Annotated in this window: 16 protein-coding genes; 9 read left to right on the forward strand and 7 right to left on the reverse strand. The window is 60.3% G+C overall.

The genetic code is table 11. The annotated features are described in order from the left end of the window. Positions 1 to 168: 168 nt before the first annotated feature. Positions 169 to 1599: a histidine kinase sensor domain-containing protein gene (locus QF010_RS24705; protein ID WP_429534131.1), complete on the reverse strand. Its 1431-nt coding sequence runs from the start codon at positions 1597 to 1599 to the stop codon at positions 169 to 171. Next, complete coding sequence (locus QF010_RS24710) at positions 1586 to 2308, reverse strand: response regulator transcription factor (protein ID WP_033056859.1); 723 nt, start codon at positions 2306 to 2308, stop codon at positions 1586 to 1588. The genes QF010_RS24705 and QF010_RS24710 overlap by 14 nt, the downstream gene beginning before the upstream one ends. 214 nt (positions 2309 to 2522) lie before the next feature. On the opposite strand from QF010_RS24710, the gene QF010_RS24715 reads away from it, so the two are divergent. The 4 genes from QF010_RS24715 to QF010_RS24730 all read left to right on the forward strand — a co-directional run bounded on the left by QF010_RS24715 (position 2523) and on the right by QF010_RS24730 (position 7206). Then, complete coding sequence (locus QF010_RS24715; protein ID WP_033056857.1) at positions 2523 to 5276, forward strand: response regulator; 2754 nt, start codon at positions 2523 to 2525, stop codon at positions 5274 to 5276. A gap of 21 nt (positions 5277 to 5297) precedes the next feature. Next, positions 5298 to 6290, forward strand: coding sequence for a 2-hydroxyacid dehydrogenase (locus tag QF010_RS24720; protein WP_429534132.1), 993 nt, complete (start codon positions 5298 to 5300; stop codon positions 6288 to 6290). A 77-nt stretch (positions 6291 to 6367) separates the two neighbouring features. Next, entirely contained in the window at positions 6368 to 6802 is a 435-nt protein-coding gene (locus QF010_RS24725; RefSeq protein ID WP_033056853.1) for a hypothetical protein, read from the forward strand. Next, entirely contained in the window at positions 6802 to 7206 is a 405-nt protein-coding gene (locus tag QF010_RS24730; RefSeq protein ID WP_429534133.1) for an META domain-containing protein, read from the forward strand. Before QF010_RS24725 ends, QF010_RS24730 begins: the two co-directional genes overlap by 1 nt. Before the next feature lie 111 nt (positions 7207 to 7317). On the opposite strand, the gene QF010_RS24735 is transcribed toward QF010_RS24730, so the two are convergent. Next, entirely contained in the window at positions 7318 to 7785 is a 468-nt protein-coding gene (locus tag QF010_RS24735) for a TlpA disulfide reductase family protein (protein WP_429510834.1), read from the reverse strand. 114 nt (positions 7786 to 7899) lie between these two features. On the opposite strand from QF010_RS24735, the gene arsC reads away from it, so the two are divergent. From arsC to QF010_RS24750, 3 genes are read left to right on the forward strand one after another with little or no spacing between them, the layout of a single operon-like run. Then, a complete protein-coding gene (arsC, locus tag QF010_RS24740; RefSeq protein WP_033056849.1) occupies positions 7900 to 8253 on the forward strand; it encodes an arsenate reductase (glutaredoxin) in 354 nt (117 codons plus the stop codon). Next, positions 8250 to 8846, forward strand: a complete 597-nt coding sequence (wrbA, locus tag QF010_RS24745) for an NAD(P)H:quinone oxidoreductase (protein ID WP_033056848.1) — start codon at positions 8250 to 8252, stop codon at positions 8844 to 8846. Before arsC ends, wrbA begins: the two co-directional genes overlap by 4 nt. A 1-nt stretch (position 8847) precedes the next feature. Next, positions 8848 to 9273, forward strand: a complete 426-nt coding sequence (locus tag QF010_RS24750; protein ID WP_429534134.1) for a DUF2069 domain-containing protein — start codon at positions 8848 to 8850, stop codon at positions 9271 to 9273. A gap of 51 nt (positions 9274 to 9324) precedes the next feature. Here the strand turns inward: QF010_RS24750 and QF010_RS24755 are convergent, their stop codons facing one another. Both QF010_RS24755 and ttcA read right to left on the reverse strand, forming a co-directional pair. Then, positions 9325 to 9999, reverse strand: coding sequence for a DNA-3-methyladenine glycosylase I (locus QF010_RS24755; protein WP_282482649.1), 675 nt, complete (start codon positions 9997 to 9999; stop codon positions 9325 to 9327). Between the two features lie 131 nt (positions 10000 to 10130). After that, positions 10131 to 10955 carry a tRNA 2-thiocytidine(32) synthetase TtcA gene (gene ttcA / locus QF010_RS24760; RefSeq protein WP_033055258.1) on the reverse strand — a complete coding sequence of 275 codons (825 nt, stop codon included), beginning with the start codon at positions 10953 to 10955 and terminating at the stop codon, positions 10131 to 10133. A gap of 371 nt (positions 10956 to 11326) precedes the next feature. Here ttcA and QF010_RS24765 point away from each other — a divergent pair, with 371 nt between their 5' ends. Next, the gene (locus QF010_RS24765) at positions 11327 to 11929 is read left to right on the forward strand and encodes a Yip1 family protein (RefSeq protein ID WP_033055256.1); all 603 of its coding nucleotides are present in this window, start codon (positions 11327 to 11329) and stop codon (positions 11927 to 11929) included. Between the two features lie 157 nt (positions 11930 to 12086). Further along, a complete protein-coding gene (locus QF010_RS24770) occupies positions 12087 to 12581 on the forward strand; it encodes a SprT family zinc-dependent metalloprotease (RefSeq protein ID WP_033055255.1) in 495 nt (164 codons plus the stop codon). 44 nt (positions 12582 to 12625) lie between these two features. Here QF010_RS24770 and QF010_RS24775 read toward each other — a convergent pair whose 3' ends face one another. Continuing rightward, positions 12626 to 13807 carry a CaiB/BaiF CoA transferase family protein gene (locus tag QF010_RS24775; RefSeq protein ID WP_429534135.1) on the reverse strand — a complete coding sequence of 394 codons (1182 nt, stop codon included), beginning with the start codon at positions 13805 to 13807 and terminating at the stop codon, positions 12626 to 12628. A 144-nt stretch (positions 13808 to 13951) separates the two neighbouring features. Next, positions 13952 to 15286, reverse strand: coding sequence for a dicarboxylate/amino acid:cation symporter (locus tag QF010_RS24780; protein ID WP_033055253.1), 1335 nt, complete (start codon positions 15284 to 15286; stop codon positions 13952 to 13954). Positions 15287 to 15584 lie beyond the last annotated feature (298 nt).

A 15584-nucleotide genomic window follows, 5' to 3' on the forward strand; every position in this document is an offset into this window, starting at 1 on the left:
GGAATTGTCGCACCGGTGGTGCGACTTTCACTTCAACGTGACAGATCTTATTAATCCGATGGTTTTTGGGTCCCGGAAGATTGTCTCACCAGCGATGAGACTTTTTCTTGATGGTGACTCGACAGGCCTCATCGCGAGCAAGCTCGCTCCCACAGGGTGCGGGGTTGATCACACCATTTGTGGCCGACACACCTCCACTGTGGGAGCGAGCTTGCTCGCGATGGCGTCATCACTCACACCATCAATATCAGCCACCAACCGCATATTCAGCCGCAACCCCGTCTCAGTGTTCTCAGCCCACAAACTCCCGCCCTGCCGCTGCACCGCATTCCTGGCAATGCTCAACCCCAACCCGAACCCACCATCCCCCGGCCGCGATCCGTCGAGTCGAATGAACGGACAGAAGATCCGCTCAAGATCTGCCTCAGCCACCCCGCCGCCCTCATCCTCCAGCCACACATGCCAGAAATCGCCATCGCGCTGCCCACCAAGGCGCACAACGCCGCCCTGCGGTGAATGACGAATGGCATTGCGCAGGATGTTTTCCAGCGCTTGAGCCAACGTATTGAGATGACCGCGCACCCAGCAGGACGAATCCACCGCACACTGCAACTGGCTCGCCGGCCAGCCGCTTTCATAGCAGGCGTTTTCCGTGAGCATTTCCCACAACGCCTGAACCTGGATCGATTCGTCGGGCAGCGGCGCGCGCTCGGTGTCGAGCCAGGCCAGTTGCAGGGTGTCTTCCACCAGACGTTGCATGCCATCGACCTCTCGGCCAATGCGCTCGCGCAATTGCGTCAACCCCTGTTCGCTTTCGCTGGCCACCCGCAGGCGACTCAGTGGCGTGCGCAATTCGTGGGACAGGTCGCGCAGCAGTTGTTGTTGCAGGGCCACCGTGCTTTGCAGGCGCTCGGACATGTGATCGAAGGCCCGGCCCAGTTCACCCAGCTCATCCGGGCGATTGGTGATGCGGTTCGACAACCGCACGTTCAACGGGTCGGCGCGCCAGGCATTGGCCTGTTCGCGCAGACTGTTCAAAGGCACGACCAGCAACCGATACAGGCCAACACACAGCAGCAAGGTGAACAGTCCGGGAATCACCCCATTGGTGATCACCCGCCAGAACACCCGGTATTGCCCGGGCACGAAACGCCGGGGCAGTTCGATCACCAGGCTGCCAGCGGACGGATCGTTGGGAAAAGGCACTCTCAACCACGGCAGGCCTTTGGTATGGCGACTCGTCGGCCAATCCAGACCGCGTAGAAAGGTCAGGCGCTGGGTTTCTTTTTCCGTCAGCGGGTAACTGCTCAATGACTGCAAATCACCGCCAATCACACCGACCCATGTCGACTCGCGATGGCCGACGCTCTGCAACCAGGCATCGACGCCTGCATTCTGGCGCTCACTCCACACCTGCTCGGCCTCGGCGGCATAGCGCGTCAGCGTGCCCCGAGCCTCATCGGACAGGAACAGGTTTTTCTGTTCCATGTAGCGCCCCCAGGACCAACTGAGCCAGATCATCAGCAGACAGAACGCCACCAACAAACACGCCAGTTTCCAGAACAGCGAATGCCTGCCCGGCAGGTCAGTCCACTTCATCGACAGCACTCAATACGTAACCCTTGCCCCACACCGTGCGCACTTCGCGCTCGAGGTAGCCGACAGCCTTGAGCTTGCGACGGATCTGGCTGATGTGCATGTCGAGGCTGCGGTCATGGGGTGCATAACCGCGCTGCAATACATGCTGATAAAGGAAGGCTTTGCTCAGGACTTCATCGCCATTGCGGTTCAGCGTCTCCAGCAACCGATACTCGCTGCGGGTCAGGCCGGCAGCGTGTTCGCCATAAAAGACATCACAGCATTCATCGTCGAAACGCAGGCTGTCCGCCGAAGGGGCAATCGGTGCCGGCGCTGGCCGGCGGTCGAGCGCGACCCGTCGCAGGATGGCTTCGATGCGCACCCGCAACTCGACCATGCTGAAGGGTTTGGGCAGGTAATCATCGGCGCCCAGCCGAAAACCACTGATGCGATCCGCCTCGGCACCGAGCGCCGACATCAGCACCACCGGAGTGGAATGGCTCTGGCGCAACTGCGTCAGTACATTCAGCCCGTCCAGGCCCGGTAGCAGAATATCCATCAGCACCACATCGAAGGCTTGCTGGCGGGCAATGGTCAAGCCTTCCAGACCGTTCTGGCACCACGTCACCTGAAAACCGCAACGTCCCAAGTGCTCATGAACATAAGCACCGAGTATGAGGTCGTCTTCTATAGACAGGATACGAGGATGGCCAGCGGTGATGGGAGTCATGACTATCTGCAAATAATTCTCAGTTGTCGATTATTCAAGATTGCCTCTCTGCGGGCAACACAAGGTTTGCCCATGAGGTAAAAGTGGCTATCCGGCCGACGAATGACGACATCAATTTTACGAAGATTGCCCGCCTGCAAATCGCTACACTGCGCAGGTGGTGCGTGCTGGACGTACGTGCAGGTCATTAAATCGCTGGATGCAGGAGAGATGCGTGCTCAAGAAACTGGGAATTAAAGGCCGCGTGCTATTGCTGACCCTGTTGCCGACCAGCCTGATGGCCTTGGTTCTGGGCGGCTATTTCACCTGGATGCAGCAATCCGACCTGCAAACCCAGCTCATGCAGCGTGGCGAGATGATCGCCGAACAACTGGCGCCCTTGGTGGCCCCGGCCATGGGCCACAAAAACACCGAGCTTTTGGAACGCATTGCCACCCAATCGCTGGAACAAGCGGACGTGCGCGCCGTTTCGTTTCTCGCGCCCGACCGCACCCTGCTGGCCCATGCCGGCCCGACCATGCTCAATCAGGCGCCGATCGGCAACAGTTCGCAGATGCTGCGCCGCAGCGGCAATGACGCGACGCGTTACTTGCTGCCGGTGTTCGGCAAGCACCGCAATCTGGCCGGTGACTTGATTCCCGAGGAAACCGACCGCCTGTTGGGCTGGGTCGAACTCGAACTGTCCCACAACGGCATGCTGCTGCGCGGTTACCGCAGCCTGTTTGCCAGCCTGTTGCTGATCGGCGCAGGCCTGGCCGGCGCGGCGCTGCTGGCGTTGCGCATGGGCCGGAGCATCAATCGGCCGCTGAGTCAGATCAAGCAAGCGGTGGCCCAACTCAAGGACGGTCATCTGGAAACCCGTCTGCCGCCCCTCGGCAGCCAGGAGCTGGACACACTGGCGTCCGGCATCAACCGCATGGCGGGCACCCTGCAGAACGCGCAGGAAGAGTTGCAGCACAGCATCGACCAGGCCACCGAGGACGTGCGCCAGAACCTGGAAACCATCGAGATCCAGAACATCGAACTGGACCTGGCACGCAAGGAAGCCCTTGAAGCCAGCCGGATCAAATCCGAGTTCCTGGCCAACATGAGCCATGAAATCCGCACGCCGCTCAACGGCATTCTCGGCTTCACCCACCTGCTGCAAAAAAGCGAGCTGACCCCGCGCCAGCTCGACTACCTGGGCACCATCGAAAAGTCCGCCGACAGCCTGCTGGGGATCATCAACGAGATTCTCGACTTCTCGAAAATCGAGGCCGGCAAACTGGTGCTCGACCATATTCCGTTCAACTTGCGCGACCTGCTCCAGGACACGCTGACCATCCTCGCCCCGGCTGCCCACGCCAAGCAACTGGAGCTGGTGAGCCTGGTTTATCGCGATACGCCGCTGTCGCTGGTGGGTGACCCGCTGCGGCTCAAGCAGATTCTCACCAACCTGGTCAGCAATGCGATCAAGTTCACCCGCGAAGGCACCATCGTCGCCCGCGCCATGCTCGAGGAAGAGCACGAAGACAGCGTGCAACTGCGCATCAGCATTCAAGACACCGGCATCGGGCTGTCGAACCAGGATGTGCGCGCCTTGTTCCAGGCCTTCAGCCAGGCCGACAATTCGCTGTCCAGGCAACCGGGCGGGACCGGTCTGGGATTGGTGATTTCCAAACGCCTGATCGAACAGATGGGCGGCGAGATTGGCGTCGACAGCACCCCCGGTGAAGGTTCGGAATTCTGGATCAGCCTGAGCCTGCCCAAAACCCGCGACGATGCCGAAGACCTGCCCGGTCCGCCATTGCTCGGGCGTCGGGTGGCCGTGCTGGAAAACCACGAACTGGCCCGTCAGGCGTTGCAGCATCAACTGGAAGACTGCGGCCTCGAAGTCACCCCGTTCAATACGTTGGAAAGCCTGACCAATGGCGTGACCGGCGCGCATCAGACCGATCAGGCGATCGACCTGGCGGTGCTCGGCATCACCAGCAACGACATGCCGCCAGAGCGCCTCAATCAGCACATCTGGGACCTCGAACACCTGGGTTGCAAGGTGCTGGTGCTGTGCCCGACCACCGAACAGACGCTGTTCCATCTCTCGGTGCCCAACCCGCACAGCCAGCTCCAGGCCAAACCGGCCTGCACCCGCAAGCTGCGGCGGGCCTTGTCTGACCTGGTCAACCCGCGTCAGCACCGCAGCGAACCCGGCGAACCGGTGTCCAGCCGTGCGCCAAAAGTGCTTTGTGTCGACGACAACCCGGCCAACCTGCTGCTGGTGCAAACCCTGCTCGAAGACATGGGCGCCAAAGTCCTCGCGGTGGAAAGCGGCTATGCGGCGGTCAAGGCCGTGCAGACCGAAACCTTCGACCTGGTGCTGATGGACGTTCAGATGCCCGGCATGGACGGGCGGCAAAGTACCGAAGCGATTCGCCAATGGGAAAGTGAGCGGCATTGCACGCCGCTGCCGATCGTTGCCCTCACCGCTCACGCCATGGCCAACGAAAAGCGTGCGCTGCTGCAAAGCGGTATGGACGATTACCTGACCAAACCGATCAGCGAACGGCAACTGGCCCAAGTGGTGCTGAAGTGGACCGGCCTGGCGCTGCGAAATCATGGGCCGGAGCGCTCCAGCGACAGCCACGGTGGTGGTCATGAGTTGCAGGTGCTCGATCACGAAGAAGGTTTGCGCCTGGCCGCCGGCAAGGCTGACCTGGCAGCAGACATGCTGGCAATGCTGCTGGCGTCGCTGGAAGCCGACCGCGAGGCGATTCGCTTCGCCCGAGAAAACAACGACCAGAACGCCCTGATCGAGCGCGTCCATCGCCTGCACGGCGCGACCCGTTATTGCGGCGTTCCGCAACTGCGCGCCGCCTGCCAGCGCAGCGAAACCCTGCTCAAGCAACAGGACCCCAAAGCCCCCAGCGCACTGGAAGACCTCGACCGGGCCATCAATCGCCTGGCCGCCCATGCCCGTATAAATGCCTGATGTACATTCCAGGAGGACCGCATGCGCACGATTCTTTTCAGCAGCCAGACCTACGACCGCGACAGCTTCCTCAGTGCCGAGCTTCCGGCCGGCATTGAACTGCACTTTCAATCGGCGCGACTGAGCCTTGATACGGTGGCGCTGGCCGAGCACCACGAAGTGGTCTGTGCCTTCATTAATGATGACCTCAGCGCGCCGGTGCTTGAACGCCTGGCCGCGGGTGGCACACGCCTGATCGCCCTGCGCTCGGCCGGTTACAACCATGTCGATCTGGCTGTGGCGAAGCGTCTGGGACTGGCGATTGCGCGCGTCCCGGCCTACTCGCCCCATGCGGTGGCGGAACATGCGGTGGCGCTGATCCTGGCGCTCAACCGACGCCTGCATCGCGCTTACAACCGAACACGCGAAGGCGATTTCAGCCTGCACGGGCTGACCGGCTTCGACCTGGTGGGCAAGACCGTCGGCGTGGTCGGCACCGGGCAGATCGGCGCGACCTTCGCGAAAATCATGAACGGCTTTGGCTGCCAATTGCTGGCGTACGACCCCTTCCCCAACCCGCAAGTCAAAGCCCTCGGTGCCCGTTACCTGAGCCTGCCGGAACTGCTGGCCGAGTCGCAGATCATCAGCCTGCACTGCCCGCTCAACGAACAAAGCAAACACTTGATCAATCGCGAATCACTGGCGCACATGCAAGCCGGTGCGATGCTGATCAACACCGGCCGCGGTGGCCTGGTGGACACGCCGGCGCTGATCGACGCGCTGAAGGACGGTCAACTGGGTTACCTGGGGCTGGATGTGTATGAAGAGGAGGCGCAGCTGTTCTTCGAGGACCGTTCCGACCTGCCGCTGCAGGACGATGTGCTGGCGCGGCTGCTGACCTTCCCGAACGTGATCGTCACCGCTCACCAGGCCTTCCTGACCCGCGAGGCCCTGGGCGCGATTGCCGCAACCACCCTGCAAAACATCGCCGCCTGGGCGGTCGGCGCGCCTGCGAATCTGGTAAAGGGCGACTGAACCAGATCGAAGGTCATATGCCCGCGCCATGCTGCGCTGATGTCCGTGCTAGCATGCCGCGCATATTTGGAGGACCCATGGTCGAACACGATTTCCGCTATAGCCTGATGAACCCGCAACACACCCTCACCGAATGCCGCGCCCTTGTGCCGGGGCGTTATCAAGTCACCGGCAACGGCGGCTCGATTCGTAACAACGACGTGCTGGTCGTGACCCTCAAAGGCGCCAAGGACTTGTCCATGCGCCTGACCGTCGAAACGGTTCGCCACTTGATCAATCCGCCAGGCCAATGGGTCGCGGTGGCCAGTGGTCCGGTGTTCGGCGAACTGGCGATCCACACCTGGAAAGTCAACTGCGACAGCTGCGCCAAAGAGCTGAGCTTCGAGTTCGCGGTCGACGCCAAGCTGGGCAACAAGGCTGAAAAGCCTGCTGCCACCGCGCGCATCGCCGAACTGGGCTGGACCACGGTTGGCGAGAAGCACCTGTGCCCGAAATGCCAGGAGCCCGCGTGATGAAACGCCTCGCTCTGACCTCGATGGTTGGCGCCAGCCTGCTGGGCTGCGCCGCCGAGCCGGTGCAATTGCAACAGAACCGCAGCTACATTCTGGAATGGATCGGCGAACGTCCGTTGATGGATTACAGCCACCTGACCATCACCCTCGGTGAAGACGGTCGGGCCTACGGCAACGGCGGCTGCAACCACTGGTTCGCACCGTACACCCTGGAAGGAGACAAGCTGAGCTTCGGCAAGGTCGGCAGCACGCGCAAACTGTGCGCGCCGGCGGTCATGGAGCAGGAAAAGCGCTTCATGCAGGCGCTGGAAGGCGTACAGCGCTGGGATGTTTCACCGATGGAGCAGATGCGCTTCTGGCCGGCCGAAGGCAAGCCGCTGCGTTGGTGGCTTGAAGAGGGTTGATCATTCAGCCCTGAAAAGATCGCAGCCTCGTTTCACTCGACAGCTCCTACAGGTGGAATTCGAAACCCTTGTAGGAGCTGTCGAGTGAAACGAGGCTGCGATCTTTTGCTTTCAGTTCTTAGCCTGCAACGCCTCAAGCTTCGCCATCACCCCCGCCGCCGTCTGCTCGCCCATCAACTGTTCCCGTACCTTGCCCTTGTTATCGATGATGTAAGTCACCGGCAGCGCCTCGCTGCGCGGCAACTCAAAAAGATCGGCCGGATCAGAAGCCAGCACGGTGAATTTGATGCCCAGCTTCTCGCTGGCGCTTTTCAGCTCTTCACCCTGCACATTGTCGAAGTTGACCCCAAACACACCAATCTTCTTGTTCTTGAGCTGATCGGCCAGGGTGTTCAATTCCGGGATCTCGGTCCGGCACGGCCCGCACCATTCCGCCCAGTAATTGAGCACCAGCCATTTTTTGTCCAGACGTTCGGCGGCGACTTTCTGGCCGCTCTGGTCGCTGCCATAGTCGTTGCCACAGCCTCCCAGCAATAACGTACCGATGATCGCCAATGCCGCTGCCAGTCGCCTAGTCATGTCGTATTCCTTGTTCAAAATTGAATGCGCCTGCGACCCATCGCCTCCCAAGGTTCTGGATTACGCGCTGCACAGTTAGAATAGCCGTCACCTTACGCAAGATGCGAACCGCACATGACCGATCTGACGCTTTATCACAACCCGCGCTGCTCGAAATCCCGCGGTGCGCTCGAACTGCTCGAAGCCCGTGGTCTGACCCCGACGGTGGTCCGCTACCTGGAAACCCCGCTGGACGCCGCGCAAATCCAGAGCCTGTTGACCAAGCTCGGCATCAGCGCCCGGCAACTGCTGCGCACCGGTGAGGACGAGTACAAAACCCTCAACCTGGCCGACAGCAGCCTCAGCGAAGCGCAATTGATCGCCGCCATCGCCGCCAACCCGAAACTCATGGAGCGGCCGATTCTGGAAGTTGGCGACAAAGCCGTCATCGGCCGGCCGCCGGAGAATGTGCTGGAGTTGCTGCCGTGAGTGCACCGTACATTCTGGTTCTGTATTACAGCCGCAGCGGCTCGACCAATGAAATGGCCCGGCAGATCGCCCGGGGCGTCGAACAGGCCGGGATGGAAGCGCGGCTGCGCACCGTGCCGGCGATCTCCAGCGAATGCGAAGCCGTGTCGCCGGACATCCCCGACGAAGGCGCGCTGTACGCCAGTCTCGACGATTTGAAGAACTGCGCAGGCCTGGCCATGGGCAGCCCGACCCGGTTCGGCAACATGGCGGCGCCGCTCAAGTACTTCCTCGACGGCACCAGCAACCTGTGGCTGACCGGCGCGCTGGTGGGCAAGCCGGCTGGCGTTTTCACCTCCACCGCGAGCCTGCACGGCGGCCAGGAAACCACGCTGTTGTCGATGATGTTGCCGTTGCTGCACCACGGCATGCTGATCACCGGCCTGCCTTACAGCGAATCGGCCCTGCTGGAAACCCGCGGCGGCGGCACGCCTTACGGCGCCAGCCATCACGCCGGGGCCGATGGCAAAAGCGGCTTGAATGAACATGAAGTCGCGCTGTGTCGGGCCTTGGGCCTGCGCTTGGCGAAGACTGCACAGAAACTGGGGAACTGACGTGGCCAAAAAGCCGAAGATTTTGCCCTCCATCGAATGGCTCGAACCCCGGGTCCGAGCGATGCGTGTCGTCAGCCTGCTGTGCTACTTCGGTTTGGTGGGTTTGCTGTGCGCCTACTACCTGGTGGTCGCCGACCTGCACGGCGCCCGGCCGTGGGTGATTCTGCTGATCGAACTGGTGCCGCTGCTGTTGCTGGCGCCGGGGATGATTATCGGCAGTGCGCGCGGGCATTCATGGATGTGTTTTGTGGTGAACCTGTATTTCATCAAGGGCGCATTGGCGGCGTATGACCCGAACCGGCAGCTGTTTGGTTTGCTCGAGATGGGCGCGAGCCTGGCGGTGTTCTGCTCGGCGCTGTTGTATGTGCGGTGGCGGTTTCAGTTGAACCGCAAGTTGGCGGGTGAAGGCGAAACTTCCGCAGCCTGACCGCCCCCACAGTGATCGTTCCCACGCTCCGCGTGGGAACGATCATCTTCGTCAGTGGTTGACGGTGTACGCCAGCATCATCGAAATCTGGCTCATCGGCCGCCCACCACTTTCTTCATGCCACTGGTTGAACACGCCCTGCACCGTGGCCAGGTCCCGCAGACTGCTCGGAACCTTGTCGACGATCTTCTGCGCATTCAACGCCGCGACCACATCGTAGCTCGGCACAAACGTATCCTTGCCCACCATCCGCAAGAACCGCGGTGCCGACAACCCGCCCAATTGATGACCGCGCTTTTTCAGGTAGGTCCACAACCCAACGATATCCGTGACCGGCCAATCAGCGATCAACGCGCCGAAGCTGCCCTTCTCATGCGCCACATCCAGAATGAACTGCGCATTGCGCGGCACGCTCTTGAGCTTGCCCAGGTGACGAATAATCCGCGCGTCCTGCATCAAACGCTCGAGGTGTTCGGCACTCATCAGCACGACTTTCTCAGGGTCGAACTTGAAGAACACTTCTTCGAACGCCGGCCATTTGGCGTCCACCAGGCTGTGCTTGAGCCCGGCGCGGAAGACGCGCAGCGCCATGGTCGAGAGGTAGCGGTCGTCGCTGATCTTGCGCAATTGCGCCGGGGTTTTCGGAACGGGCAGATGGGCTTCCAGTTCAGCTGCTGAACCGAAGCGGTTCAGACAGTATTCGTGCAGCCACTTGTAATCGCGCATGCCCTCTCCTAAGGATTGAAACGAGAAACTGAATGTAGGAGTGAGCCTGCTCGCGATAGCGGTGTGTCATTCAACGTTGATGTCGACTGACACGACGCAATCGCGAGCAGGCTCACTCCTACAGTTTCTGATTAGAGGTTGACGACGTTGACGAACCGCGAAGCGGCGGTTTCATCGATACGCAGGTTGGTAAAGTCGAACAGGTTGCGATCCGCCAGTTGCGACGGGATCACATTCTGCAAGCTGCGGAAAATGCTTTCGGTGCGGCCTGGCGTCTTGCGCTCCCACTCCTGAAGCATGTCCTTGACCACCTGGCGTTGCAGGTTTTCCTGGGAACCACAGAGGTTGCACGGGATGATCGGGAATTGCTTGAAGTCCGAGTAGGCCTGGATGTCTTTTTCGTTGCAGTAGGCCAGCGGGCGGATCACCACGTTGCGGCCATCGTCGGCGCGCAGCTTCGGCGGCATGGCTTTGAGCGAACCGTTGAAGAACATGTTCAGGAAAAAGGTCTCGACGATGTCGTCGCGGTGATGACCGAGGGCCATCTTGGTCGCGCCGATTTCGTCGGCGAAGGTGTAGAGCGTGCCGCGACGCAGGCGCGAGCATAGCGAACAGGTGGTCTTGCCCTCCGGGATCAGCTCCTTGACCACCGAATAGGTGTCTTTCTCGACAATGTGGTACTCGATGCCCAGCTCTTTGAGGTAGGCCGGCAGCACATGCTCAGGAAAACCCGGCTGCTTCTGGTCCATGTTCACGGCCACGATCTCGAACTTGATCGGGGCGACCTTCTGAAAGTGCATCAGCACATCGAGCATGGTGTAGCTGTCCTTGCCACCGGACAGGCAGACCATGACCTTGTCGCCGTCTTCAATCATGTTGAAATCGGCAACAGCCTCACCGGCCTGGCGGCGAAGGCGCTTTTGCAGTTTGTTCTGGTTGACCGTAAGAGTGCCCATGACGCGAAATCCGTGAGGTGTGACGAAAGGCCGGCATTTTACGCAAAAACGCGTCGTCGGCGAAGAGCCCACCGTCCCCTGTAGGAGTGAGCCTGCTCGCGATGGCGGTGTGCAGTCATCATCCATGCAAGCTGACCCACCGCTATCGCGAGCAGGCTCACTCCTACAAGGTAGGTGTGCACAGACCCGACGGCGATTAACAGGAGGGTTTACAGCGCAATTTGCTCTAAAGCCCTGCAACCTGCGCCGTTAAGACCTTTCTATACTGCGACATAAGGTCGCACACATATCCAGACCTTTCCTTACTAGGCCACTTTGGCCCGTAGGCGCTCCACTGGGGGGCGACGGTAAAAACAAGAGGAGTGACTGGCATGATCCATCACGTAGTGGGGCTCTTCACCCACCCTGACCAAGAATGGAAAGAGATTCGTGGCGACCAGGAGGAAAGCATCAGCCACATGTATCTCACTCATACCCTGATTCTGGCGGCGATTCCCGCGGTATCCGCGTTTATCGGCACCACTCAGGTCGGCTGGGTCATTGGCAGTCGCGCACCGGTGATGCTGACGGTGGAAAGCGCGATATGGATGACGGTCATGTCATACCTGGCGATGCTCGGCGGTGTGGCGGTAATGGGCGCGTTCATCCACTGGATGGCTCGCACCTATGATGCCAACCCGAGTCTGGCACGCTGCGTTGCATTTGCGACCTACACCGCGACACCGCTCTTTATCGGCGGTCTGGCGGCGCTGTACCCACACATGTGGCTTGGGATGATCGTCGGCACCGCGGCCATCTGCTACACGGTGTACCTGCTGTATGTGGGGCTACCCACTTTCATGAGCATTCCATCAGACGAGGGATTTCTTTTTTCAAGTTCGGTGCTTGCTGTAGGCCTGGTGGTGTTGGTGGCCATCATGGCGTTCACTGTAATTGTCTGGGGACTCGGCGTGGGGCCGGTCTACACCAATTAGCAACACATCACCCAAAACAAGATCTGCCAACACAGGCCGCCGCAAGGCGGCCTTCTAATGCCCAAGGATAGAAAACGGTGACGACCATTCGGCGCCTCGGCGATTCGCAACGCTCGAGGGTTGCGGCATACTCGACGTCTCTGGAGATCCATCAAGCATGCCCGAGCAACTCAATACCCGCGTCGAAGACTGTTACCAACTAGCCGAATCCTTTTTCAAACGACCTTTCAAACGCCCCGTGGTGAGCCTCAAGCTGCGCGGGCAAAAAGCCGGTGTCGCGCATTTGCACGAGAACCTGCTGCGCTTCAATCCGCAGCTGTACCGGGAAAACACCGAAGACTTCCTCAAGCAGACCGTGGCCCACGAGGTTGCGCACCTGATCGCCCATCAACTGTTCGGCGACCGCATCCAGCCGCATGGCGAAGAGTGGCAATTGATCATGCGCGGCGTGTACGAACTGCCGCCCAATCGCTGCCACACCTATGACGTCAAACGCCGCAGCGTGACCCGCTACATCTACAAATGCCCGTGTGCGGACAGCGATTTCCCGTTTTCGGCCCAGCGTCATGGTTTGGTGCGGCAAGGGCGCCGGTATTTGTGTCGGCGATGCCGGAGTACGTTGGTGTTCAGCGGGGAAATGCGGGTTGAGTAGTTAGATTTTTGGTGCCTGTGCTCGCGAAGGCGTCCTGGCAGGCGCTACACAACCACCTTGGCACGCCGCAACGCTTCGATACGCTCTGCACTAAACCCCAACTCCCCCAACACCTGATCCGTGTGCTGCCCCAGTCGGGCACCAATATGCCGTGGCTGCGGCAACCCTTGCGAAAACTTCAACGGACAGGCCATCTGCGCCTGAGTCGTCCCGTCACCACGCGGCACTTCGGTCACCAGCGCCCGAGCCTTCAACTGCGGATGACGCACCGCTTCGCCCACACTCAACACCGGCTCGACACACGCATCCAACGTGGCGAACAGCGCGCATAACTCGGCAAAATCGTGGGTCTCGAATTCAATCCTCAGCGCGTTCTTCAGCGCCTTTTGCAAGGCCGGTTCAGGCGATAAGCCCAAGGTTTCCAGCTCTTCCAGCCCCAACGCTGCACACAGTTGCTTCATGAACGCTGGCTCAAGACTGCCCACCGAGAACCAGCGCCCATCGCGGGAACGGTAATAGTCATAGAAACTGCCGCCATTGAGCATCTGCTCCTCCCTTCCCGGCTCCACGCCACAGGCCAGATACCCGGCGCCAGCCATGGCGTTCAGGCTGAACGCGCAGTCGGTCATGCTCACATCCAGATGCTGCCCCTGCCCGGTTTGCTGTCGGGCGATGAGCGCCGCCAGCAGCCCGATCACCCCGTGCAACGAGCCACCGGCGATATCCGCCACTTGCATGCCCAACGGCAGCGGTCCGCTGTCGGCCCGGCCGGTGTGGCTCGCCAGCCCCGCCAGCGCCAGGTAGTTGATGTCGTGGCCGGCGCGGTCCTTGTAGGGGCCGGTCTGGCCGTAACCGGTGATCGACACGTAGATCAGTTTCGGATTGATCGCCTTCAAGGCTTCATAACCCAGGCCCAATCGTTCCATCACGCCGGGGCGGAACTGCTCCAGCACGATGTCGTAGTCCGCAAGCAACTGCTTGATCACCTCCAGCGCCTCAGGCCGCTTGAGGTCCAGCGCCAGGCTGCGCTTGTTGCGATTGAGGTAGGCATGACTGGCGGAGACGCCCTGATCGTGAGGTGGCAATACCCGCAGCAGGTCCATGCGCGTTGGCGATTCGATGCGCAGCACTTCGGCGCCCATGTCAGCCAGCAACAACGAGGCAAACGGCCCCGGCAGCAGTGTCGAGAAATCCAGAACCTTGAGTGATGCCAGTGGACCGAGCATGGGCGTTCTCCGTAAACGATGTTCCCAGACTAGGCAGCCGATGGCATTGCAGCAATCACCTTATGCGTCAGATGCGCTGACCGTTGCGCTCAAATCGCAGGCATGAAAAAACCCGCCGAAGCGGGTTTTTTCAGTGCAGCCGTCTTATTTGACGTTGCTTGGGGTTGCCCCTTCGACGTGGCCCAGAACATCGTCTTTAGGCTCGTCGGAGATACCGCGACCGCCAGAAGCCAGTTCAGCGTGCATCACGTCAACGTCCAGCTCCTTGACCCACTTGGCCACAACCAGGGTGGCGACAGCGTTACCGACCAGGTTGGTCAGGGCACGGGCTTCGGACATGAAGCGGTCGATACCGAGGATCAGCGCCAGGCCGGCAACCGGCAGGTGGCCAACAGCGGACAAGGTGGCCGCCAACACGATGAAGCCACTACCGGTCACACCCGCAGCGCCTTTGGAGGACAGCAGCAACACCACCAGCAGGGTGATCTGGTGAGTGATGTCCATGTGGGTGTCGGTTGCCTGAGCAATGAACACCGCCGCCATGGTCAGGTAGATCGCAGTACCGTCGAGGTTGAACGAGTAACCGGTCGGGATCACCAGACCCACAACGGATTTCTGCGCGCCCAGGCGCTCCATCTTGATCAGCATGCGTGGCAGCACCGATTCCGAAGAAGAAGTACCCAGCACGATCAGCAGCTCTTCACGGATGTAGCGGATCACTTTCAGCACGCTGAAGCCGTGAGCGCGAGCGATAGCGCCCAGCACCACCAGAACGAACAGCAGACAGGTGATGTAGAAACACGCCATCAACTGACCCAGTTGCACCAGCGAACCCACACCGTAGGCACCGATGGTGAACGCCATGGCACCGAAGGCACCCAGTGGCGCGAGCTTCATGATCATGTTGATGATGTTGAACATCACGTGGGCGAAGCGATCGATGAAGTCCAGGATCGGCTTGCCGTAGGCACCCAGGCGATGCAGGGCGAAACCGAAGATCACCGAGAACATCAGCACTTGCAGGATATCGCCTGTGGCGAACGCGCCGACGATGGTGGACGGGATCACGTTCAACAGGAAGCCAACAACGCTTTGATCAGCACCGGCCGCTACATAAGCAGCGACTTTGGAGGCATCCAGCGTCGTGACGTCGATGTGCATGCCGGCACCCGGCTGCACGATGTTGACTACCACCAGACCCACCAGCAAGGCGATGGTCGAAACGATTTCGAAGTAGAGCAGCGCGTAACCGCCGGTCTTGCCGACCGACTTCATGTCCTGCATGCCCGCGATACCACTGACGACGGTGCAGAAGATGATGGGGGCGATGATCATTTTGATCAGTTTGATGAACCCGTCACCCAGCGGCTTGAGGGCAACACCGGTCTGCGGGTAGAAGTGACCAAGCAGGATGCCGATGGCAATAGCAACGATCACCTGGAAATACAGGGATTTGTACAGTGGCTGACGAGTCGTCATTGCAAAGTTCCTCAAGAGTGCCCGGTGACAACATCCACCTGTTGCCAAAGACACTTCAATTGCGAACCCTCCTGCACTGGAGGGATTTGTTTTGTCGAGCTGCGCAACGGCAGGCATCTGCGAGTTGTATCGCAAGGCCCGTGCCACCTTCGTCAAATCGCCAGCAAGCCTTTTGACATCAAGGGTTGCAGGTTTTTCTTTGTCACCAAACGGTTACCGCAAAGTGGCGGATTTCCGCCCATCGACCTGACCTCGTCCTGCAATTTGGCGGATATCCGCCTTGTTCATCTTCAGGCAC

It is taken from the genome of Pseudomonas silensiensis (assembly GCF_050434865.1).
Taxonomy (GTDB): Bacteria; Pseudomonadota; Gammaproteobacteria; order Pseudomonadales; family Pseudomonadaceae; genus Aquipseudomonas; species Aquipseudomonas fluorescens_W.